This window comes from Methanofollis liminatans DSM 4140, assembly GCF_000275865.1.
Taxonomy (GTDB): Archaea; Halobacteriota; Methanomicrobia; order Methanomicrobiales; family Methanofollaceae; genus Methanofollis; species Methanofollis liminatans.
Window position 1 is genome coordinate 1,305,088 of the sequence record NZ_CM001555.1, and the last position, 23,325, is coordinate 1,328,412.

General features: G+C 56.1%; 11 protein-coding genes. 6 read left to right on the forward strand and 5 right to left on the reverse strand.

Annotation, left to right across the window (positions count from 1 at the left end):
• Positions 1-9: 9 nt before the first annotated feature.
• The 5 genes from pglX to METLI_RS06545 form a co-directional block, all read right to left on the reverse strand.
• The gene (pglX, locus tag METLI_RS06525; protein WP_004038976.1) at positions 10-4,131 is read right to left on the reverse strand and encodes a BREX-1 system adenine-specific DNA-methyltransferase PglX; all 4,122 of its coding nucleotides are present in this window, start codon (positions 4,129-4,131) and stop codon (positions 10-12) included.
• A gap of 2 nt (positions 4,132-4,133) precedes the next feature.
• Positions 4,134-7,802 (reverse strand): BREX system P-loop protein BrxC, encoded by a 3,669-nt coding sequence (brxC, locus tag METLI_RS06530; protein WP_004038977.1) that lies wholly within the window; start codon positions 7,800-7,802, stop codon positions 4,134-4,136.
• Positions 7,799-8,383 (reverse strand): hypothetical protein, encoded by a 585-nt coding sequence (locus METLI_RS06535; protein ID WP_157203231.1) that lies wholly within the window; start codon positions 8,381-8,383, stop codon positions 7,799-7,801. The genes brxC and METLI_RS06535 overlap by 4 nt, the downstream gene beginning before the upstream one ends.
• A complete protein-coding gene (locus METLI_RS06540) occupies positions 8,365-9,090 on the reverse strand; it encodes a BrxA family protein (RefSeq protein WP_048103677.1) in 726 nt (241 codons plus the stop codon). Before METLI_RS06540 ends, METLI_RS06535 begins: the two co-directional genes overlap by 19 nt.
• 359 nt (positions 9,091-9,449) lie before the next feature.
• Positions 9,450-12,122: a HEAT repeat domain-containing protein gene (locus METLI_RS06545; protein WP_004038981.1), complete on the reverse strand. Its 2,673-nt coding sequence runs from the start codon at positions 12,120-12,122 to the stop codon at positions 9,450-9,452.
• Between the two features lie 877 nt (positions 12,123-12,999).
• On the opposite strand from METLI_RS06545, the gene METLI_RS06550 reads away from it, so the two are divergent.
• From METLI_RS06550 to METLI_RS06575, 6 genes are all read left to right on the forward strand, one after another.
• Entirely contained in the window at positions 13,000-14,094 is a 1,095-nt protein-coding gene (locus METLI_RS06550) for a Wadjet anti-phage system protein JetD domain-containing protein (RefSeq protein WP_004038983.1), read from the forward strand.
• Positions 14,072-15,598, forward strand: coding sequence for a hypothetical protein (locus METLI_RS06555; protein ID WP_004038984.1), 1,527 nt, complete (start codon positions 14,072-14,074; stop codon positions 15,596-15,598). Before METLI_RS06550 ends, METLI_RS06555 begins: the two co-directional genes overlap by 23 nt.
• The gene (locus METLI_RS06560) at positions 15,588-16,337 is read left to right on the forward strand and encodes a DUF6063 family protein (RefSeq protein WP_004038985.1); all 750 of its coding nucleotides are present in this window, start codon (positions 15,588-15,590) and stop codon (positions 16,335-16,337) included. Before METLI_RS06555 ends, METLI_RS06560 begins: the two co-directional genes overlap by 11 nt.
• Positions 16,330-20,733, forward strand: a complete 4,404-nt coding sequence (locus METLI_RS06565) for a coiled-coil domain-containing protein (protein ID WP_004038986.1) — start codon at positions 16,330-16,332, stop codon at positions 20,731-20,733. The genes METLI_RS06560 and METLI_RS06565 overlap by 8 nt, the downstream gene beginning before the upstream one ends.
• Before the next feature lie 356 nt (positions 20,734-21,089).
• Positions 21,090-21,728, forward strand: a complete 639-nt coding sequence (locus METLI_RS06570; protein ID WP_004038987.1) for a DUF4062 domain-containing protein — start codon at positions 21,090-21,092, stop codon at positions 21,726-21,728.
• A complete protein-coding gene (locus METLI_RS06575) occupies positions 21,725-23,251 on the forward strand; it encodes a Fic family protein (RefSeq protein ID WP_004038988.1) in 1,527 nt (508 codons plus the stop codon). Before METLI_RS06570 ends, METLI_RS06575 begins: the two co-directional genes overlap by 4 nt.
• Positions 23,252-23,325 lie beyond the last annotated feature (74 nt).

Consider the following 23,325-nt stretch of genomic DNA (forward strand, 5'->3'; position numbering starts at 1 on the left):
CTCCATTATTCACCACCACCCGCACTTCGGCAGTTTCCCTTCCCTGCACCACCGGCGCTCGTCCGACCGCCACTCGGCCCGGTCGGAGACGGCCTTCTCCAGGTCCTTCTTTGCGATCACGTCGGCCGCGAGCAGCCCGGCCTTCTGGAGGGGGACGACGTTCACCCGCACGCCGTCGTTGATGTCAGGGATGTAGCTCCGCTCCTGCCGCAGGAAGGCCTCCCTGTCGGCCGGGGCCGGGCGCGTGCCGTCGATGGAGCACCAGGAGTCGAGGGGCTCGCTCTTTGCGATCTTCTCCAGGGTCTTGCTCGAAAACCCGTTCTCCGCAACGTCGGAGAGGGTCGCCCCGAAGGTCTTCAGTTCGGCGATCAGCCCGTCGAGTTCGCGGAAGCGCCGCTCCTGCACCTCGGTTCGTGAGGCAGGGGGGATGCCCTCGATGCCCCGCATCTCGGTCTCGTAGCGCTGCCGCAGGGGGCCGACATACTGGTTCTTGATCTTGTGGAGGGTGTCCTCGTCGAGTTTGTGGTAGTAGGCCAGGCAGGCGAACGCCGGCTGCCGCTTCTTCGTGAACTTGCCGCTCTGCACCTGCCAGGCGATGGGGCGCTTCTTGAACTGCTGGGTGTGGTGCTTGAAGAACTCGGTGTGGAGCCAGTCTTCGAGACTCTTGCCCATCACCTCCTCGAACTCCCGCTCGATGGCGGCAGCCGAACCGCCGGGGAACTCCGCGGCGATCCGCCCCCTGACCCGCTCCAGCAGGGTCGCCTCCCCGGAACCCGGGGTGAGCGGGATGATCCCGTCGGCATCGGCCCAATCCGGAACCGCTTCGCCGGCCTCGATCTGCTTCGGCCACCTATGGCCGAGCATGCGGAGGACCATCACGGTGAAGCGGTCCTCGGTGATCCGCCGCTCCTCCGGGATGCACCGCCAGCACTCCTCCTCGATCCCCTCCTTCAGGAGCCAGTAGACGGAGATGGGGTGGACCTGTAACTTCTGGGAGAGCTCTTCAAGGAAGGTCTCGGCCGGGATCGGGATGTAGGCCCCGGCGACCGCCTCCTCCTCGCCGTCGCCAGAGGTGCTGTCGTCCTCGATCTCGATCTTCGCCCCCGGCCCGCCCTCGTAGAGGGTGCGGAGGTTCGCCTTCAGGGTGGCGAGGTCGTTGGGGGAGAGGTTCCGGCGCTCGTGTTCGGTGAGATCGTCGAGGACTTCCTGCGGGATCTCGGGGAGGCCGTCCGGGAGCGGGGGGAGGGCGTCGTAGGCGGCGATGAGGGGGTGCCACCCTGAAGGCAAACCTGTTTCTGTATAGATTTGATCTTTAATGTTCTGAAGATCTAGCACTCCTAATAACTTGGTCTCATTGAAGCCCTCAATGGTATGTAGTATAGCATCTAGATGATAATAGGCCCAATAGGAATTTAATGTGCTACTAGGATTAAATTTGACATCTCTAAGATCTTGTTCAACGTCTTCTGATTTACAGTAACAGATTAATTTAGATAACTTGTTGTCTAATGCGGTTTCGTTTGGGCAGATAGGGAGCTGCTTGACGTATCCTGTCTTAAAATGTAAATTAGGGCTTATTGCACGAAGCAATATTGTTACCAGATAGGTATTAAAATATATACCTAATGTATTTAGCTGCGTTCGCGTAATAAACACGCCAGGTCCTGTATCCGAAAAGATTGAATTTTTTAGCAAATACCGCGCACTAAAAGCACCATTTGAAATATCGGAATACGTTAAGCCATCAGCGAAATATAACTCTTCATTCCTTACAAGCCAATCGGTATTTCCTTTCAGGTAGGGATATTTTTCAGAGATTTGGGACTTAATCTTAGTACCTTTGTAATTATAGTCAACAATCCAATAATTGAATCCCATCCAGCGGGAGTATCCTCCACCTTTTGAATACATGAACCAACGATTATTGTCAATCACTGCTTCCCATTGATATCGTACAAACCTAGAGTCATTTCTTGTTCCAAGCCCTTCGCTAGTAGTAATTTGATGACTTAATCGATTGCTTGTGGATAAATGCAATAACAAAGGTTCGGGGAGCCAATAGATAAGTGAATAAAAGGGGATGTGAAGAAATAATTTTTGAAGTATGCGATAGGTCTGATTATTGCCTCTATTTCGCAGTAATTCTGCTTTCTTTTCTGAGCAGCCTCCTGCAATAGCCCTAGTTGCTGTTAGATGGTGGTTCTCTTTTGGTCCACTGTTAGTTAAAGTAAAAAGAACGACACTTACAACCTCGCCTCCGATTTCTCCAAAAGCTTTCGGTCCAAGTTGGGCGATTGTTTCGATACTGGTCTGTCTAATTAGGCCTGAAAATTCTTCCTTTTGCGCACTTTCCGTCCTTTTTTCAGTAATTGCTCGAAGGTTTTCATAACTTTGCAAAAATAACCAGGATTGTTGTGTGACCATAGCCACTTTGCCACTAAGTTTTGAAAGTTTCAGATTTCGGAGTATAAATGCTGCAAAAAGATCGCGTTTTCCTTTGTCATAATTGGTATCTAGGTATTTTTTCACCACCAATGACATGGTTCCTGATCCCATATACGGCGGATTCGCCGCCACTACATCGTATCGCTTCGACAGCAACTCAAACAGCCGAACACCCTTCCCGGCGTTCTGCGAAAAGAAGGCGTTTACGAGATCCGCCACCTCCGCCTCTGCGGTGAAGTGGTCGGCGAGGCGCTCGACCACGCCGTCCTTCCAGGTCTCCCACTCCTCGTCGGTCGTCGGGGCGGCGAACTCTCCGGTGGAGAGCGTCGTCTGCCCGCCGAGACGGGTGCGGAGGCTGCGGAGTGCCCGCTCCACCGGCTCCTCGATCTGGAGGAGGGAGCCGAGTTCGTCGGCATGGGCGAGGCCCTCGAAGATCGATTCGAGGGCCGGGGCGAGGGGGGCGTCTTCGGGGTGCTTGGCGAGGAAGGCCTGGAGGTGGTCCTTTCCCTTCGGCAGGCGGATGTTAGTGGCGATGATATTCTTCGGCGTGCCCGAGAAGTCGAAGACCCGCTCGGCCGCCTTCATCCAGAGGGCCGCACGGGCGATCTGCACCGCCCGCTCGTCGATATCGATCCCGTAGAGGTTGCGGGCGAGGATCTTCTTGCAGATCGTCTCCGGGTCGGTGTACTTCCCCTCGGCCTCGTACATCTGGTAGAAGAGGTCGAAGGCCTCGATCAGGAAGTGCCCCGAGCCGCAGGCCGGGTCCAGGAAGGTGATATTCTCCACGTTCTTCCTGCGCACCGGCGCCCGATCGGCGTCCTTCACGTAGTACTCCCAGCCCCCGGAGAGATCCGAGTCCGGGTACATCCCCATCCAGGTCGCGCCCAGCGAGTTCTGGACCAGGAACTTCACCATATAGGGCTCGGTGTAGAGCTGCGTCGCCGGGATGATATCGGCACCCGCGATCTTCGCCTTCTTCGTCCTGACCTTCTCGAAGACCCGGTCCTTCTCCTCGGTGTTCCAGTACTGATACGCCCACCCGAGGGCATCCGGTGCCGCAAACACCTCGTCCGTCGCGGTGCCGGAGTTGTTCACCGCCTCCGTCCCCGAGAGGAGGGCGATGCACCGCTTCAGCGCCGCCACCGACGGCCGCAGCGCAACCCCGGCCGCCTTCGGGTCGAAGAGCAGCGGCAGGTGCTTTGCATGGAACGAAAACGCATCCTGGAGCATCGCAAAAAGCCCCCCGTCCTCGCCGGTGCAGACCTCCGGGTGGCGCTGCGCCAGCCGGTGGTGGGCAAGCGACCGCCCGCCATAGACCTCCTTCGTCGCCACCACACCATCGATGAGATCGCGGGCCTCCATGCACCTGAGCACCAGCAGGCGGTTCGCCCAGGTGTACGCCGTCTCCCGCACAAACTCCTCGATCGCATCCCGCCGCGCGATCCCCGCCTCCTCCCGCAGGGCAAGATAGGCATCGATCACCGCGCGGGCGTGCCGGTCCTCAGGGGAGCGGAACGGCACCTCACCGGCCGGAACCGGCTCCCGGTCCCACCAGACCCCCAGCGCATTCATCCGCTCTTCGAGATCGCCGCCATGCCAGTTCCCGTGCTCGTCGTACCTCCCCTCCAGCAGGTGCCTGAACTCGAGGACAAGCGGCTTGAGGATCTTCTTCTGCTCTGCCTCCATGGTTACTCGAACTCCACCATATCGTAGCCTTCGTTGATCTTCGCCCGCACACGGGCATCGATATCGTCCCTGAGGCGCTCCCACTCGGCAATGCTCCTGACGCGCTTCCCTGACACCAGGGACGTCAGGGAGAGGCGCACCTTCTGGCTGGGGACACTCACTCCTCCCTTCTCTATCGCCTTCTCCCGCTCGATCCTGGCGACCTCGGCATCGATCTTCATCTGCAGATCCGCCACCGCCTTCCCTGCACGCGACGGCAGGGTCGCCACCTGCGCCGGGATCGAACACTCCTCGATCTCAGAGCGCAAATGCTCCAGAGGCGGCCTCCACTTCTCTGCAAGCCCGGCGTCCAGATCCCTCTCCGCAAGGTTCGTCGGCAGGGCGGCCAGACCCTCCTCCAGGACCTCCCGCGCCGACTCCTTCCAGCCGGCCACCAGCTCCTTCACCTCCAGCTCAGCCTGCTTCTGGGTGGCGAGCAGGCGTTTCCAGGCCTCCGGGTCGGTGAACGACGCCTTCTCCACCGCCGCATTCCAGGCCGACACCATCTCCCTGACACTGCTGCTCTCATCCGTATGGTAGGATACCGCTTCCATCTGCCCCTTCAGCGCCCGAAGACGCGTAAACGCATCCCCATTTTTCTCAACAAACGCGTCGGCAGCGCATATCGCGTCATGCCCGGCGGCAAACCCCTCGCGGTTACCTGCAATCTCACGGACCCGGTGCACCGGGTTTGTCATCCCGGAAAGCGCCGTCCACGCCTCCTTCCCCTTCGTAAACGCAGCAGAAAGGGGCATCCCCGACCCCCTCGCCCAGAGTTCGACACGGTGCGCCCTCTCAATCAGCGCATCCGCAAGAGACCCCGCCGCTTCGGCAAGAGCCGCCGGCGTCTCCTCGATCCGGCGGCTCTTCGCAAGATTGATCAGCACGGACCTCACCTCGGTCAGCATCTCCGGCGGGATCGTCGTCTCCTCCAGCTCCAGCTCCGACTTTTTGAAGTGCGACGACACCCGCATGGCATCCTGGAGATCCTGGTCGTCAGGGTTCGTGTACACCTTCTTGTTCAGGACCACCTTCACGCTGCCCGCCCTGGCCATCGCCGCGACACCCACGCGGACGGCATTGGGATCCCAGCCGAAAGGCGGCTCTTCAAAATAATCCAGCATCTCCTTCCCCAACGCCCTGCGGCCCTGCGTCTGCTCTCCGGCAAGGTACGTCCTGATCGCATCGATCAGAGGGCTCTGCGGATTGAGCGTCCCGGTCTGGTCATACAGTGCGAGCGCCTTCACATCCGCCGAAACGCCCGTCTTCCCTGCCAGCACATCCCGGATCGCCTGCTGGTCATTGGAGATTCTCACCGGCACGCGGTCAAAGTTCGTATAAATCTTCGGCCAGAACTCGGCCATCACCGAGAGCAGGCCATCTCCCGCACTCTGGCTCGACGGCAGATCCAGCGTCCGTGAAGCGCCCCTGAAGACCACCGTACCCGACCGGATCCCGGCCCTCAACCCATCGACAACCCTCTTCTGCAACTTCGGCAGATCGATGCCTTCCCGGTCCCTGGCCAGTTTCCGGGCGTCCTCGGATTTATGGGGGTCCTGCTTCCACCGGTCGATCACATCCTTCATCGCAATATACCGGGTCAGGTCCTGCTCGAACTCGGGCACACGCCCCGAAAGGAAAAAGATCGTGTTCCGCTCATCAGAATGGAGGCTGTCAGACTGCAGATCCTGAACCGTCGCGCCCCCCACCCGCTCCAGAGGGGTGATCATCTTCAGCGTTACCGCACCCGACGTCCCGCCGACCCTCTTATGATCCACCTCCAGGGAAAACGAGAACTCCTGGCTCTTGAAACTCACCGTATTGGACCCGAGCCACTTCCGCCAGTTTGATTCGCTGATAAACAAACGGCCGAACTGCTCCTCGCGAATCCCCTGCCCCATCTGGGCCTCGACCGTGGTCACCTCATCCTCAAACGTCCGGCGCTCACCGGTCAGGAACTCATACTCCTCACCGATCCTGGCGACAAGCCCGGCCTTCATCAACCGTTCAAGCTCAGGCCTGACACGCGCAATCGCATCAGAGAGGTCATCATCCACGTCCCGAATGGTCAGGCGGGCGACATTATCGATCGTCCTCGGGATATACTCCAGTTCCCTGACAAGGAAAAGCACCTCTGCAACCGACGCCGTAAACCCGTTTGCATCAGGCACCACCTTCGAGATCCGTGAAATATCGGTCCGCACATCCGGGCTGACCTCGCCCTCCCCTGAGAGATTATGATAGATCTCATCGAAACGCACGAGCACACCGGGCTCCATCTCCAGGTACCTGACCCGGCCCGCACGCAGGACATCCTGCGTGATCGCCAGCAGCGTCCTGGTGGACCCGCTCATCTGCTCGCCCCGTCCACCCCGCGAACGGAGCGACTTCACAATATCAGGGATCAGGTGCACCTGATAGGGCAGGAAGGGATAATACGTGACAAAAGAATCCTCCGAACAATCCGGCAACACCTGGAGGGCGTTGGAGAGTTCGCCGATACCCTTCAGGTTTCCGCTCCCGCACCTCTCGTACAGGCTCTGCAAAACCCGCCTACCCTCCGTTCGCTTCCTGAGCAGCCGGTTCTCAAGGACCTGCTCGATATTCTCCGTTGTGAGAGCCGGCTTGAACCTGAACCGCCCCTCGATCTTTTTCATATCGCCGTCAAGGGCGCGGGCTTCCTTGTAAATCGCCCCCATATCCCCGTGCGTCGTGACAGCAACCCAGATCCGGCCCTGCCCCTTGAGCGCCGCCTCCTCGACAAACGCCTGCAGCCGCGCAAGACGGCCATTATTGTTCTCGATCCACTGCCCGGTCTCATCCATTACCCACATGAACCGTTGCGGCTTCCCTCTCTCCCTTTCCAGGCGCTCCAGGTCATCAAGGACGGTATCGACAAGGGTGGACACATTGATGATCGCACCGGCCTCGGCCTCGCTCAGCGCCTCCTTCACATCCTCCGGCCTGGGAAACATATCCGGGGCGACCTCGCTCGCGGCGGCAAAAAGGTGCTTCCTGAAAAAGGTCGGGTTATCGCGGATCTCGGCCCACTTTTTATGGGACAGGCGCTCAAATGCCGCGTGCAGGTCATCGATCTTTCCCTGTCGGTCCATCTCGGCCTCGATCACCCTGGCATAGGTGAGGTTGTTGCAGTAACCCCGGGAGAGATAGTACTGCGAGAGGAGGAGTTCGGGAAGTTCCCGCGTCTTGCTCGCAGAGAGAGTATTGAGATTGAAGGCCAGCACCGAGGCCTCGCACTGGTCCATCCTCTTCAGGCTCCTCAGGATCGAGGTGGTGCGGGGCCCGTCGGGCGGCAGGCGCGATTCAAAACGCTCGCATGCAGAAACATTCTCAATGACCCTGTTCTCCGCGAGCAACGCCATGATCTTTGCAAGATGGGACTTACCCGAGCCAAAGTACCCGGAGATCCAGATCCCGATCTCTGTCGTCTTCGTCAGAAACGTATCAGTATAATGCTCAAGAAAATCGTCCAGGAATTTCTCGATCATCGGGGTGACGACATAACTGCCAATCTCAACAGCGAGTTTATGTTCGTCCTCTCTCTCGGCAACCTTAATAACGGGCTCAATTTTATCTTCAACGCGTGTTTCGAATAGATCAGCGATTATCATAAGAGATCTCCCCGGTACATGAACTCGTCTCTCCGGTCAAGGAAACGATAATGTCTCGGCCCGGTGAGCGCCCCGGGAATCAGGACAATAACCGGACAATCGAGTGATAGTTCTGCATCATTCCACAGGCTCTGCATGACATCCCATGGACCCGACGCAGGATAAAGAGCAGAAATATGTTCAATACTCAGAACTGGTTTTCCAGAACTCTCTTCCGTCATCCTGAGCCTGACTTCATCGGCAATTGCGCTCACCCAGAGCCGGCTCAGGTCCTCCTGTGCGCTGACCCCCCACTCCCTGTCAGTCAGGGATTCGACAACATTATCGACGCCGATATCGGAGAGGACAGACTGTGTGACAGTAAGCACATCGACCGTTTTCACATCGATATCAGGCTGCAACGCCCGCGCCTGCGTGTGCCACTCCCTGAGGACTGCCACCTCTGCAGAGACAGGATAGACAACCGCGAGAAAAGGAACGCCGGTCTTCCTCCCGATGAAATCGTAACGCGTCTGGATACGGGTGATCGCCTCCCCGATTTTCCATTTCCAATCGTTATGCGTCATCTCAGGTCTCTCCACTCATCAGGCGTCTGTAACACAACCGTTCGTCCAGCCCGCTCAAAATGGATGATCCGTTTCAGGGCAAGATGCTGCAGATGGTGAGCGACCTCATCCTCGGTACAGAGAAACAGGCGCCAGGTCGGATCAGTCAGCACGTCGTTTCCCCTGACCCCCTCTGCGGTAAGAATGCGGAGAATGTGCTCTGCGGTCTTCAAAGGCAATACCGGCTTGACCAGTCTTTTCTTCTGTTTCCCCTCAAGCACACCAAAATCTCTCAGAGAGGAGAGGATGATCCCGGCAAGTTTTACCCGTGTTGCTTCTGTCCAGGTCGTGACCTGAGGTTCGGCCTCTGCACAGTCGTCGAGCATCTTCAGAATATCGTCATTCGCCACGTTGAACTGCTGAAGGCTCCACTTCTCCCAGAGAACCCGGGTTATGAAATCAAACGTAAACCGATCGCAGAGTGCATAATGCACATACAGAAGCGATACGAACTCCCGACCGTGAGGGCCAGATCTATATGCTTCGATCACCTCATCCAGAGCCCATTTAGGGAGTTTGAAGTAGCGGCTCTGTAACATGGTCCAGAACCTCTTCCTGCTCAGGAGAGCCCTTTGTGTGAAGAGGGTGCCATGGAGCGCCATCTCACGGATCTCCTCAAGAGAGCGCCCTGCCTCCAGACACCCAAAAACCCTTTCTGATTCTGGTAAGAGGGCCCCGATCATGTTTCTGGCGCGGTAGGGGCTTGTATCATGATAGTGAGAGGATGGATCCTCTTCGGGATCGCTTTCAGTATTATCTAAATTGTCAAATGAATGGGCCATTCTAGATGTTGATGGGGTTTTATTCCAATAAGGGTTTTGTCTTTTGAATAAAACGATAGATTCAAATTAAAATCAGATATATTTCCAGATACGGTTTTTCTCTAAAATATCGGACACGGGCACACTTCTCCCGGATTACTTCTTCAATATCCCATCTTCCCTCAATACCCGCGCACCCCGCCACCACAACACCTCAACCTTGACGGGGGGTGTCTCCATCAACAACACCTATCGTTCATCAGCGGCCTTATAAAAACCTCTTAAATTCCCTCCAACATCTTCAACGCATTTTTTGCAGCGATTTTTACGCCCTTCGCATAATCCCCTTTGAGTTTCATAAGGGCGCGTTTTGAACCTGTATCGTTTAAATATCCGAGTGCCAGTGCGGCCTGCTGCCGCACACCCGGTTCTTGATCTTGAAGAAAGGGACGTATGAAAGGTATAGCCTCGCGGGAACCGATCTGACCAAGGGCGATGATCGAATGTTCCCTGACGCGCTTATTACCGTCTTTGAGCACGGCGATCAATGGCTTGACCGCCGAATGTTTTTCCCTGACAAGGAGGTCCAACGCCCTGTTCTGTTCCTTTTGTGGTGCCTGATCATCTATCAAAATCGAAATGAAACGCTCAACTCTACTCTGACCCATCGACTTCGGCATCTCCCACTGAGCGGGCAGCTCGCGGGGAGGGGGACTGGCAGGTACGCTCTCCTTTCTCTCCTCGACAGCCACCCCCCCATACCACAGGATCAACCCCCTGATCGCCGCCGGCTCCCTCCCGCCGATGACCAGCAGCCAGCGCTGGCTCGGCACCTCCACCATCTGCTCGTTTCGGTACGCCGACCTCAGCACCCGCGCCCACCCCTCATCGGTCAGGGGGCCGGTCATCCCCTCCAGCAGGCCGACCAGCCGCGCCCGCGCCTCGGGCAGGATCGATTCGACGATATTCCTCACCTTGATCACGCCGAAGTCATCGGTCGCCAGGCCTTCATGGCCGGCATAGTATGCCCTGACCGCCTCCTCGGACTCCCGCTCAAAGGCGGAGAAGACCCCTGCATCAGCAGAGACCTCCTCGGTGATCGGGATCCCCATCTTCAGGGCCACATCGGTGATCCATGCGAGATCGTTCTGGTAGGTAAACGAGTCCTCCGAGACGATGTAATTGCGGGGGACGGCCACAAAGTGGTGGAAGACCGGCCGTTTGCCGGGCCTATTCCGCAGGATCCTGCCCAGGCGCTGGATCAGCTGGAGTTTTGTCTTCGACGAGGCCACATTGATCCCGACCTCCGCATCCGGAATATCGATACCCTCGTCGAGCATCCTCGGGGCGATCAGCACCCCGTTCCTCGCCGCCCTGAAGGCCTGGAGGGCGTGCTTCACCTCCGGGTCCTTCATCTTTGAATGGACGATGAACGCCGGCACCGCCCCTGACAGACGCTCATAGACCCGCTCGCAGGTCGCTATATCCATCGCAAAGAGCACGCACTTCCTCGCCCCGGCCAGATCCCGCGCCAGCCTGATCGCCTCCTCGAGCTTCGGCGACGAGCGGTGGATCACCCACCGGCGTTTGTTGATCAGGCCGATCATCTGGAGCCACTCGTCCGGGATCTCCACGCTGCGGTACCTGAGATCGGTCATCAGGCGGACAAAATCCGAAAGGCTCTCAAACCGTTCAAACCGGTTCCTCGACAACACCCTGATCCGTTCTCTCTGGCTGGCGTTGATGTAGTTCAGGAGTTTCCTGATGCTCTCGGTGATCGACGCAAACTCCTCCTCCTCCATGATATCCAGGAAGGTCTTGTGGACCACAAGGTTGAACTCTGGGATGATCCCGTCCCGCCGTGCATCGGCCAGCGTATAGGTGTAGACCGTCCTCCCGAGGTAGCCGTCCAGGACATCGGTCCGCCCGCGCCCCTCCACTGTTGCCGAGAGCCCCATCTTCCATTTGCACGGGACGGAGAGGGCGTTCCGAAACTGCGGGCCGGCCCCGTGGTGGACCTCGTCGACGATGAGCAGGTCGGTGCCGTACTGCCCCGGATCCCTCATCACCATCTGGAGGGTGTTGAACGAGATCTCAAACCTCCCCTTATACGAGACCGGCACCGAATAGTCCTCGTCAGGGTCGCCCAGGAACCCCAGTCTCTCTATCGCCTCCCGCCGCCACTGGTTCAGGATCGCCCGCGAATGGCAGAGCACCAGCACCCGCAGGGAGCGGTGGACTCTGAAGAGATGATAGGCCGTGGCAAGGCCGATCAGGGTCTTACCGGTCGCGGTGGCCATCTCCAGCACCCCTTTCCCGCCGGCACCGAGCCAGCGGTCGCGGGCCTGGACCTGGTGCTTCCAGAGGGAGAGCAGGACCTCGGGCGTCTCGGCGATCTCGCGGAGGCCCTCGTCGGATGGGGGCCATGCGCCGAGGTAATCCCCCCACTTTTTTGCGTTCTTCAGGCCGAGATAGAACTCCATCGCAAAGAGCGAACTCCCTACAGAGAAGAGGCGGGCGCTCTCGTCGATCGGTGAGGGCGGCAACGCGATCTTCACGGCGATCTTCTTGAGGATCTGGACCTTCTGGATCTCGGGGTAGGTGTGGAGGGCGGTGACCAGGTGTTTTCTGAACCCTGAAAATTCTCCCCAGGCATAGTCTGCGTCAGATCCCTCGGTGAACCGCTCGGAGAGCACGGCGGTAGACGTCTCTGCGACATAATCCTCCAGGAGCTGATAGGCAGGCCCGGTGGTGTCGAGCCTGGGAAAGAAGAGGGTGCGATGAAAGGTGCGGTGGTGGTATTCGTTATCGTAATGGTTGAGGAGCTCCTCATCGGCCAGGCTCAGGGCAACCGGGAGGGGATGGGGGTTGAGAGACTGCTCTCTGAAATAGTCAAAGGTGAAACGCTCCGGGTGTTCGAGATATTCCAGTTCAAATGCCGAGAGATGTTTCATGTGCGCTCTCCATGAAATCAGGGATCAGGACATGCTCTGTTATCTCTTCACGATTAATGCTGTTTTCGGTATTGTTCTCGCACATCTGAGATCAGGAAATGAGGACATAGAGGAGAAGAACCTCTCGCTCCATCAAACGAGTACGAAAAGAGCTCTGCCCGCCTCTTCACCGACATGGTGCACCGGAGGGAGGGGGAAGGTTCGGAGAAAGGTTTCCCAAAAAGTTCTAGATTGTGATATTATAATGCTGCAAACAGTGTCCAGAGTACGGAGCGTATCGAAACAATTTCAAATAACACTGGAGTGAAAACGGCATATCTCGCAATATATTCTATTTTTTGCATTCTAAAGAATAAATGGGCTTCATTTCCATCATGTCGCCATATCGTTCCTCTCAGGCCCTCTCACGTTATTGAATCGAGAGAAACCCTCTATTGATGGCTGCTCTCTTTTTTGGCTGACGGGGATCTGTGGTGATGGAGAACACAGTCAGAATCGGCGTATGAGCGGAGCGCCCAGAACAAGATAAGTACCATGCAGGTGACACCTATCAGGAAGACAAACCATCTGCTGTTCCGCAAGGCAGCCATTGCCATCTACACCGCACAGACCGCCCAAATCTCTTCTTATCTGCCGGAGCTAGCCACAGATGCAGGATATCACATTTCTCAGAGTGGGATACTCACTATCCGACATAGGAATCATGCCTTCTGGAGAAGCGGCATGAGTCTCACAAGAATTGTGGTACGCCGCCCCCGATTCTGGCCGGGAGTTCATATTCGCTACCTGAACGACTACGAGCGAAACGATAGAGCCATTTCACCCAATCAAACCGAATAAATTATCAGAAGAGAGACGGATAGAACCAGATGATCTCATGCAGAACATCATCAGAGCGATCCTCCTCCGGCATAAAAATAAGAGGATCGCCCTCAGCTATATGAAAAGAATCCTCAAAGACGATGGGATCAACCTCCTTGCTGATACCGAGTGGCAGAAGCAGTTCATCTGCACGATCCGCTACCTCATCCAGAAGGGCGTGCTCGTCCCCCTCAAGAATGCACGACCGCTCACCGGGTACGGCGGGCTTCCCGATAGATATACCATCCGGCGGGACCTGATCGCAGAAAAAGAAGCACCCCTCTCAGCGGAGCATAAAAACGAACTCTTCTCCCTCCCTGCCCCGATGTCCATTGATTACTACGCACACCATGCAGACACCTATCGCCGGGACCGTGACGCCATCATCAGGATCAGGGACCTGATCGACGGGGACGACCACGAGGTGCTGACAGTCAACGAACGCTCCTACGAGATCTTCGGCGACGAGAAGGCGATCGATGAACCGCAGCACGCAGCAGTCGACGGCTCGGCGGTGCTCAGGAATCTCGGCCTGATACTCGCAGACATCAGGGCAAAAAAGGTGTTTGAACCATTCTTCTACATTGAGAAGGGCTTCGGTGCAGAGCAGGGGAAAACGAAGAGAAACGTCCTGATTGTCGAGAACAAGGACACCTTCTGGACCTTCCAGCGGGCGGTGATTGCAGGGGAGTTTGACGGCATCAACCTCATCATCTACGGGGAGGGAAATGCGATCCAGAAAAAATTCGAGTACATCGAGACCGTGGGTGGGACACCGGACGACCTATATTTCTATTTCGGGGACATTGACAGGGAGGGCATTGCCATCTTCAACCGTTTGCAGGCACGCTACCCCGACTATGGCATCAAGCCGGCCACCTCCTTCTACACCGCCGTTCTGAGGAAGGCAGGATACCGGAATGCTCGCCCTCTCAGGACAGAACAAAACAGAGGGCAGATTCCACTTTCCCCTTTTATCGACGGTTTCGACGAAGAGAGCAGGGCGGCGATCGAGTGGATCATCACGGAAGAGAGATATCTCCCGCAGGAGGTCCTCACCGCTGTCGACCTCAGGAGGATGAAGGCCCTTGGACTATCAGAGACATTTTAAAGATATCAACGAACGCATGGAGCACCTCGTGTGCTTCTACCCTTTTTTTAAGGCCTATGCCCAGAAGAGGGACTATGATGCCCCCTCCCTCGCCCTCGGCGTGCTGACATTTCTCATCGAAAAAGGCCGTCTCCAGGGCCGCACCGTGAGGCCCGACGAGATCCGGGGATACATCGAAGGAATGATGAAAGAGATGTACCCTGGGCAGACATTTGACTACCAGGAGGTGACACGGACCGTGCTTGGCGATCTCGAGACCACACCCGGTGGCGAACTCTACCACTTTCAGTACCTCGACACGGTCAGGAAGCAGCAGGTCGACCGCTATGTCCACCTTGTCGAGTACAACGTGAGCGAGGGCGCCTACCAGATCACCGACGCCGGTCTTGAGTTCATGATCACCATCAAGGAGCTCCCCGAAGAGTCCAGGGTCACGGTCGCTCTCATCCTCTTTAAAAAGCAGATCGAGAGCGGGTCCTTCAGAAACGCCCTGGAGACGGTGAGGAGCCTCAACCTCGAAGTCCACCGGAAAAAAGGGAAAAGACAGGCCCTGATTGACAGCATGATCTACGGAGACCCCGACGTCGTGGAGAAATTCACCGCCTACACCAGGGACATCATCTCCCAGCTTGAGCAGGAAGAGGAACTCTTTCGTCAGGTCCAGAATACCCTCCAGGAGATCTCAGAGGATAAAAAGCGGATCACCGATCATTCCCGTTCACTGGGTGACGAAGAGGACTTCATCACCATCAAAGAACTCGCAGACGAACTGGACCGCGGCTACAGGCTCCATAACAAACTCCTCGAAGACTACACCACGATCCCCTCGGAGTATGAACGGATCAAGAATGTCAGGTTGCACTCGCTCTTTGAACGCCGCTACCAGTTCCAGAAAACGCTCGAAAACCACATCCTGGCCAACCTTCCCAATGACGTGCATGTGGTGGAGATGCTCCCCCTCCTCCTCCCCGGCCCCAGGAAAACGTTCAGTATCTGCAAACTCTTCGAGCCGCAGAATATCATCGGGAAAAAGGCAGAGGTTGCAGAGAGTCGGGTGAAAGAAGAGTGGGGCGATGCAAAGCCACCCGATGAGATCGTGCACGAACGGCAGGTGAAGACCTTCACCGCCTATGCGTCCGTTCTGCTTGAAGCCCTCAGCGAGGGAGGGCACCTTGACCTGCCCGCATTCTTGGACCTGGTCCTGGCGAGGTACGGGGACGGGGGAATGGACCACATCGACCTGATCCCCTTCCTGATCGAGTTGAACAAAGGCGCGCGGCAGGAGGAGAAAGAAGCGTACGAGACGGTCTTCGACCTCCACACACCAGAAGAACGGCAGGGCGCGATCGAGAAGGTTCTGGTCTCTGTTGCGACTGAAAAGGAGGTCGGGATCGACACGATCAGAGTCAGGTCCATGCCCGAGATCCGGGTGCCGCTCACCGATGAGAGAGACGTGTACGTCTCGTACCTTGACTTTATGGGAGAACGACAGAATGAAGTTTGACGAAGAAAACCTCGGAGTCGCCCTGGAGATCTTCTATTCCATCCTGAAGAACGGGTCGATCACACGCACCGACAATCCCCGCGAATTTTTACGGTATGACCAGGAGACCGAGGTGAGGGAGGCACTGGAGGTCTGCGCAAGAAAGCAGGGATTGGTCCTCTGCAGGTACCACGACGTCTTCTACCTCAGCCCCGGCATAAACAACCCGGTCTTCGGCCTCTCAAACACCGAGATCAAAAACGGTCTGGGGTACGGCTTCAAAAACCCCGAGATGTACACGGCATTTTTTATCATGCACATCCTCATCGCCGAGTTTTACCGGGACTCAACCCGCGAGCCCTACCTGGAGAAGGTGCACAAAACCCGTCTCCTTGAGGTGGTCGAGCAAAAGATGAAGGCAATGGAAGCACTCGAAGACCTGGAGACGACCAGCGAAGGCCACCAGTTCAACTTCAAAGTGATCGCCGAAACCTGGAACAAACTCCCTTCGGCCGAACTCAGACCAGACGAGTGCGATGAGATCAAACAGCGCGGTATCAGTTCGAAGAACGCCCTGGTCAACAGCACCATCGCCTTTATGGAGAAAAACCAGCTTGTCAGGGAGCACGACGGGGCGGTCTACCTCACCCCAAGGTGCAAGGCGATCATCGCCGGGACGTACAGCAACGAGGAGGTCCAGGCCGACCTGAGAGCCTTCATCGAGGGGCTTGGCGATGCCGCGGAGGAAGACGATGCCTAAACTCCAGCGTGTACGGGTTGTGAACGCCCAGTTCGACGACGGGAGGGGTATATACGAAGACTTTACGATGCCCTTCTATAGCCGGAACGCCACCTACGAACTGAGAAACGGCGGCGGGAAGTCTGTCCTGCTGATGCTCATGCTTCAGTGCATCCTCCCCAACACCTCGCTTGATCCAAACCACCCGTTCAAGGATATGTTCCGCGGTGGAGACCAGAACCGCACCACTCACATCCTTGCCGAATGGGAACTGGAAGAGGGCATTGCAGAGAAAAAATATCTTCTGACAGGTTTTTGTGCGAAGAGAAGGTCGGACCAGGACGAGGGAGAAAAAAATGACGGGATCAAGTACTTCTCCTATATCCACCTCTATGACAGGCAAAACGATCTCGACCTCAAAAATATCCCCCTCTGCTGGAGGGAGAGGGGTGACTTTGTGGTCAGGGACTATGCCGACAGCCAGAGAATGCTCAGGGAAAAGGCAAAGGCAGGCTACGACATCTGGGCCACGGACGTCCGAAAGGAGTACCTGGAAAAGATCCAGACTTACTGTCTTCTCGAACCCGAATGGGAGTTCATCAAACAGATCAACAGACAGGAAAATTTTCTGAAGTCATATTTCCGGGAGTTCAGGTCCTCACGGACGCTTGTGGAAAAACTCCTGATAAAGACGATCGAGAGGTGCCTCCAGCACAAACAGTCTCTCAGGACCGGGGAAGAGACAGGCGGGTCGAACGAGAAGTCTCTTGCGGACGCACTCTATCAGTGCCAGGAGGAACTCAAAAGGTTGCAGGAAGAGCAGAAATGCCTGCACGACTACGAACACCTTCTGGACGGAATCACCACTCTGCAGGAGGCAAACCAGGAGATGATCGGGTCATTCCAGGCATTCGAGGAGTCCAAACAGAGGGCTGCATCGCAGTACGCCGCACACCGGGAAGCGCTCGCCCGCAAGGAGGAAGAGATCCGTGACCTCCAGGAGAGGGCCGCCGGGAAAGAGGCGGCACTCCACTCCATAGAAACCGATATCGAGATGACCGGACTCATCGTGCAGAACGTCCGCGTCAATCTCCTCAGGCAGAGCCTTGAAAAGGTCGGAGGGGAGAAGACGCACCTCGAAGAAGCGGTGGAGGCACAGGAACACGAGGTGAAATGTGCATGGGCGGTGAACAAATATCTCAGGTACAGAGAGGCGCTGGCAGAGGTCAGGAAAAACGAGGAGTACATAGAGAATACAACACGCGATCACCTGGAGATCTTCACCCGGCTCCAGAGACTGGGAAAGACGCTCCTCGCCCATTCTCTGCGGGAGAAGCAGAGGGTCACCGACGACCTCCAGAGAGGAGAGGATGAAGCGGAAGCCCTCAAAGAGGCAAACACAAAATTAGAGCGGGCTCTCGGTGGCATCACGACGCGGATAGAGGAAAACAGACTTGCAATTGATAATTTAGAGCGACAGATCGCGGAGCTGGACGAGGAGGAGGCAGACCTCCACCAGAAACACAAACAATGTCCCCGCGTCGATACAGGGCTCTCGGATCAGATCCCCACACTCATCGAGGCGACGGAGAGGCGTATCACACGCGAAAATGATGCCTGTGCTCTTCTCTCTGCAGAGATCGATGAAAGAAAGAGGCGGCTCGACAGAAACGAGGTGTCAGAAAAGGGACTGAGAGAGCAGATTGATTTAAGGAACCGGGACATCGATCGGGTGAAGAGGGAGGTGGAGGCCTATACTGCCGAAGAGCAGGCGGCACACCAGATCGCCGGCCTCTACGGGACGGACGAGGTCGAGACCTGCCGTGCACATCTCAACGACCGTATCGGTGAGCTGCAGGAATCTCTGAGAGACCTGAAAGATCGTCGCACCTCCCTGGAGAAGGAGTTGGAGGGGGTACTGCACTACGGCGTCGCCCTGAACAGGGACACTCTGGACGCCCTCGACACCCTGCGCGAGAAATATGCAGAAGTCATGAGCGGGGCCGAATACCTGAAAGACCTCCCTCCTGATGAAAGAGAGGAGAGCCTGGCCAACGCTCCCTGGCTTTCAAAAGCTATCCTCCTCCTTCCCCAGGACTACGAGACAATTGTCCACAGTCCCTCCGTCCTCCCGGCCCTCGTCCAGGACGCATCAGTCGTCATCACCAGTTATGGTTATCTCAGGGAGAAGAGGGTCCTCACCCTCGGCGACGTATATATCCCGTCCAGGCCGCCGAAACACACTCTCCGCGTCCTCGACAGTGACCGAGAGGCGGAACGCCTCAGGAAGGAGATCTCAAGAATCAACGATGAAAGTATCCGGACCGGGGAGGAACTAGAAGGCGCCCGGAAGAACGAAGAGGCCCTCAGGTCATTTGTCCTGCGCTTTCCCCCCGGATACCAGGAGCAGAAAGAAGCCGAGATCAGGGGATATGCAGAGGCACGGGATGAAAAGGTCGCCCTGCATGCCGCCGTGCAGAAAGAGATCGAGGACGACCGGGACGCCCTTCCCGAAATAGAGGCACGCCTGGAGAAAAAAAGAGAAGAGGTCAACCTGTTCGAGAGAAAGCGTCTCCTGCTCCTAAATATCCAGGAGATATCAGGGAAGAAGAAAGAGGCCTCCAAAGGTCTGCAGCAGAAAATCCAGTATGGGAAGGAGTACGAGGCGGCGCTGGAGCAGACCGAGGCCGGGATCGCCCGGGGCACGCTAGACCTGAAGAACAAAGAGCAGTCGAACAGACAGCTGAATGCCCATCTCCGGACGGTAACGGGGGCATGTGCGGAGTACCGGGAATATGAAAAGGATGAGGTCGACCTTCTCCCTGACACCGACATCTCACGACTCACGACCGACTACCACGCCGCAAAGGATGCAGTCGACGGGGTCAACAAAAATATTGGCCATGTCCGGGAAATGATCACCAGAGACAGACGGGAGGCGGAGGAGGCACTGGCCGACATAAAGAATTTACAGGTCTCCATCGCCGAGATCGAAGCCCGAAAACCCCACGAACCCGTCCCCGAAGAGGCCATCGAGGTGCTGAAAGAGGGGGTGCAGACCCTCCGCGGTCCCCTTAAGAGGGCAACAGAACGGTATAATGCTGTGGAGAAGGAACACCACTTCGAGTCCCTTGGCCTGGAGAAGGCGGAGGGGGCCTTCAACAGCCACGCACCAGAGCCCTATCTCCGGAACCCGGCACTCCTCGACGCCTCGCCATTTGAAGCGGACCTGGAGGGGCTGGAGGACGTACGTGTGCGTACCCGTAGCGAGATCGCGGCCCTGCACGGTGCACACACAGAGGCGGATGACGAACGGAGAGACTTGGATGCCCAGTACCGGAACTATGAGGTGCTCGACGGTGTCTATCATTTTGCGGGGAAGACACCTCTTCCAGCCAGAGACCTGGTCCCCTATGCTGATCTCCGGCAGGAACTTGCTTCAAACGATGCACGGGTGAAAAAAAGCAGGAAAAATTTTGAGGGCAGAAAAAATATGGTCATCGAAGACCTCAGCAGGGTCACCGTCGCAGTCGAGTTCGTAAACGAGATCAGGACAAAACTCAGGGCGGCGGAAAACCTGGACGAGGCATACTCCACCCGCCAGAGCCTGGACGAATCTGCCGGGATGATCAGGTCGGACATCGCCATAACCAGGGAGATGGTGGACGGGCTGCGCGAAGCCGAGACAAAGATCGTCGCTCAGGCTCTTGGTATAGCACGGCAATACAGGGACTACCTGAAAAAGTTCCCGACAGCCTCGAAGATCGAGATCGACGGGCGGACGTATGAGATGGTGCATATCAACTTCGAGACATGCGAGTATTCCAGCGAGGTGGCGGAGGGGACGATGCACCAGTACATTCAGGACCTCACCCACCAGATCCAGACTGGCGAGATCGGGCGGAAAGAACTGGAAAAAGCGCTCATGCCCGACCAGCTGGTGGGCAGGGTGCTGGACATGGAGCAGATCATCGTCAAAATACGCAAGATCGACATAGCCTCTCACCCCCTCCAGGAGTGGGAGAAGATCAAGGCCTCAGATGGTCAGGAGAATACGATGTATATCATCTTCCTCGTGGTCATCATGTCCGCGATCCGGGAGGTCGTCGTCGACCGGTATGATATGAAGACCGCAAAGGTGCTTATTGTCGACAATCCCTTCGGTTCGACGGGGGCACACTATCTCTGGGAGAAGATCGGGTCGATCCTTGAGCGCAACAACGTCCAGATCATCTGCTCGGGGCATAATATCGGTGCAGATGTGAGAGAGTTCTTCCCGGTCAACCATATTCTAACCGAGGAGATGTCGGCGTCGGGCAGGACCAGAATCGGGATCAGGTTTGAAGGAGTAGGGAAGGAACTGGATCGGCTTGAGCGGCAGAAGCAAGAAGATGTCAGGGCCTGGCTCGGATCATGAAAGGTGCCATCACTGCCGAATCATACGGTGCGGTCATAGAACTGTTTCAGTCGAATCGACAAGTCTAAAGAGAGGCTGAGCGAGGTTATATCCATCAAATCGAATAAAGAATTCATCGATCATGTGTTCAGTAAGTATTTCCTGGCAGTCACAGCAGAGGAGGAAATCTGCTCAAAAAACAGTCTCCCTTGAAAACCAGGCAAGGCATCATCATTATAACCAGAAAAAAGTCTGCCCGGGGGGTTAAGACATCGGATATGTTCGTGACGTGGCCGAATGATCAGGGAAATTTCAGAAAGGCTTTAATTTTCTTTCTCCGAACAGGATCGATCAGAGCAGGACTCAACTGAGGAAAGATGAAGAGCAACAAAAAACTCACGATCATGGTTTCATCTACGGTCTATGGCATCGAAGAACTTCTGGACCGGATATACACGCTTTTAACTGAATTCGGGTATGAAGTCTGGATGTCGCACAAGGGAACCATGCCGGTCTTTTCACAACACTCAGCTTTTGAGAATTGTATAGCGGGGGTAACAAACTGCGATCTGTTTCTCGGTTTGATTACCCCTCATTACGGTAGTGGAAAAGATGCAGACGGACTTTCCATCACCCACCTTGAACTGAGAAAAGCCATCGAACTCAACAAACCGCGCTGGCTTCTGGCCCATGATCATGTAATTTTCGCCAGATCGCTGCTGAACCATCTGGGTTATAAAGGAGAGAGCGGCCGAGAAAAACTTTCACTGGAGAAAAACCAGATCCTGGATGATCTTCGTGTCATTGACATGTACGAAGAGTCCATTCTCTCTCAGAAGCCCCTGCAGGACCGACAGGGGAACTGGGTCCAGAAGTTCGGTTCTGATGATGACGCTGCTCTTTTCGCTATGGCACAGTTCTCTCGCTATCAGGAAGTCGAGGCGTTTGTGCGCGAGAACTTACGAGATAGTGCCCGTGTTTCTCGAATCATCCAGGACAGGGGAGGGAGGCTATGAAACCGGAGAATATAGATGAGGCTCTGCTGCCTGAAGATGACCAGAGCATTGAATTTCTGCCGAAGTGCCAGGATCTTGATGTCGTCGGTTCTGTGGTCTGCGGTTTTCTCAATACGTCCGGTGGCTCTCTCGTCTGTGGTGTGAATGACAGGGGGGATATCATCGGCATCGACGACGCCGATACTGTAGCGAAGAATCTCGAACAAGGACTGCTCGACGGTGTTTCTCCGGGCGCACTGGTATCTGTTCAGGTCCATCCTGTCGGAGAAAAGAGGGTGCTGATCGTCGAGGTGCCGGCCGGCAAAGATCTACCGTACGCCTTTGAGCATGTGATCTATATTCGTGACGGTCAGACCACAAAAAAAGCCGATATCGATACGATCCGCGATATGGTGCTCCGCAAACAGGTGGAACCCGAACGATGGGAGCGCCGTTTTTCTTCTGCAGACATGAAGGAGGATCTGGATGAAGATGAAGTCCGTTCCACCGTGAATGCAGTGACCGAAAGGGCCAGGCTCCAGTTTCGAGAGAGCAAAAATCCGATCAGGGTTCTTGAAGACCTCGGAGTGTGTCGCTATGGACGCCTGACCAATGGCGGCGATGTCCTTTTTGGAGCCAATCCAGCCATGCGTTATCCGCAGGTACGGGTCCGTGCTGCCTGTTTTACGACAAACAGGGCAGATGACACGTACCGGGATATGAAATCCTATGAAGGCCCACTGGTACCGGTTTTGGAGGAAGGTTACCGTTTCATTCAACGAAATACACCAACTATCTCACGTTTTGACAGGGACAGTCTGAACCGGCAGGACGAGCCTCTCTACCCTATAGCCGCGATCAGGGAAGGGTTGGTAAATGCGTTTGTCCACCGGGATTACAGCGATTTTTCCGGGGGGATTAGCATTCACATCTATCCGGACCGTCTGGAGATCTGGAACGCCGGCAGGTTTCCTGAAGGTGTGACGCCCGATAACCTCATGTCCGGGCATATCTCGGTGCTGCGCAATCCGGACATTGCCCATGTGCTTTATCTGCGAGGATTAATGGAGATGATAGGCCGTGGCAGTGTGATGATCAGGAAGGCCTGTGACGAGCGCGGTTTACCTCCGCCGAAGTGGTCGGAAGACGATCGTGGTGTCACCTTAACCTTCTATGCCCCGGAAGTCACCCCGGAAGTCACCCCGGAAGTCACCCCGGAAGTCACCCCGGAAGTCACCCCGGAAGTCACCCCGGAAGTCACCCCGGAAGTCACCCCGGAAGTCACCCCGGAAGTCACCCCGGAAGTCACCCCGGAAGTCACCCCGGAAGTCAGAAAGATGCTCGGTGTCCTGGAGGGAGAAATGTCGCGGCAGGATCTTCAGGATACTCTCGGTCTGAAGGACAAAGAACACTTCAGGAAAGCCTATCTGCTGCCGGCCCTGCGGGAAAACCTGATCGAAATGACGCTCCCCGATAAACTACAGAGCAGCAAGCAAAAATATCGGCTCACAGCAAAAGGACGCACCCTTTCAGAAAAGTTTTGATGGTTTTTACTTATGCGGCATTGACAGGATCATTGGTCAATTGCCCCCACCTTCAGACCGAGACGATCCACTAA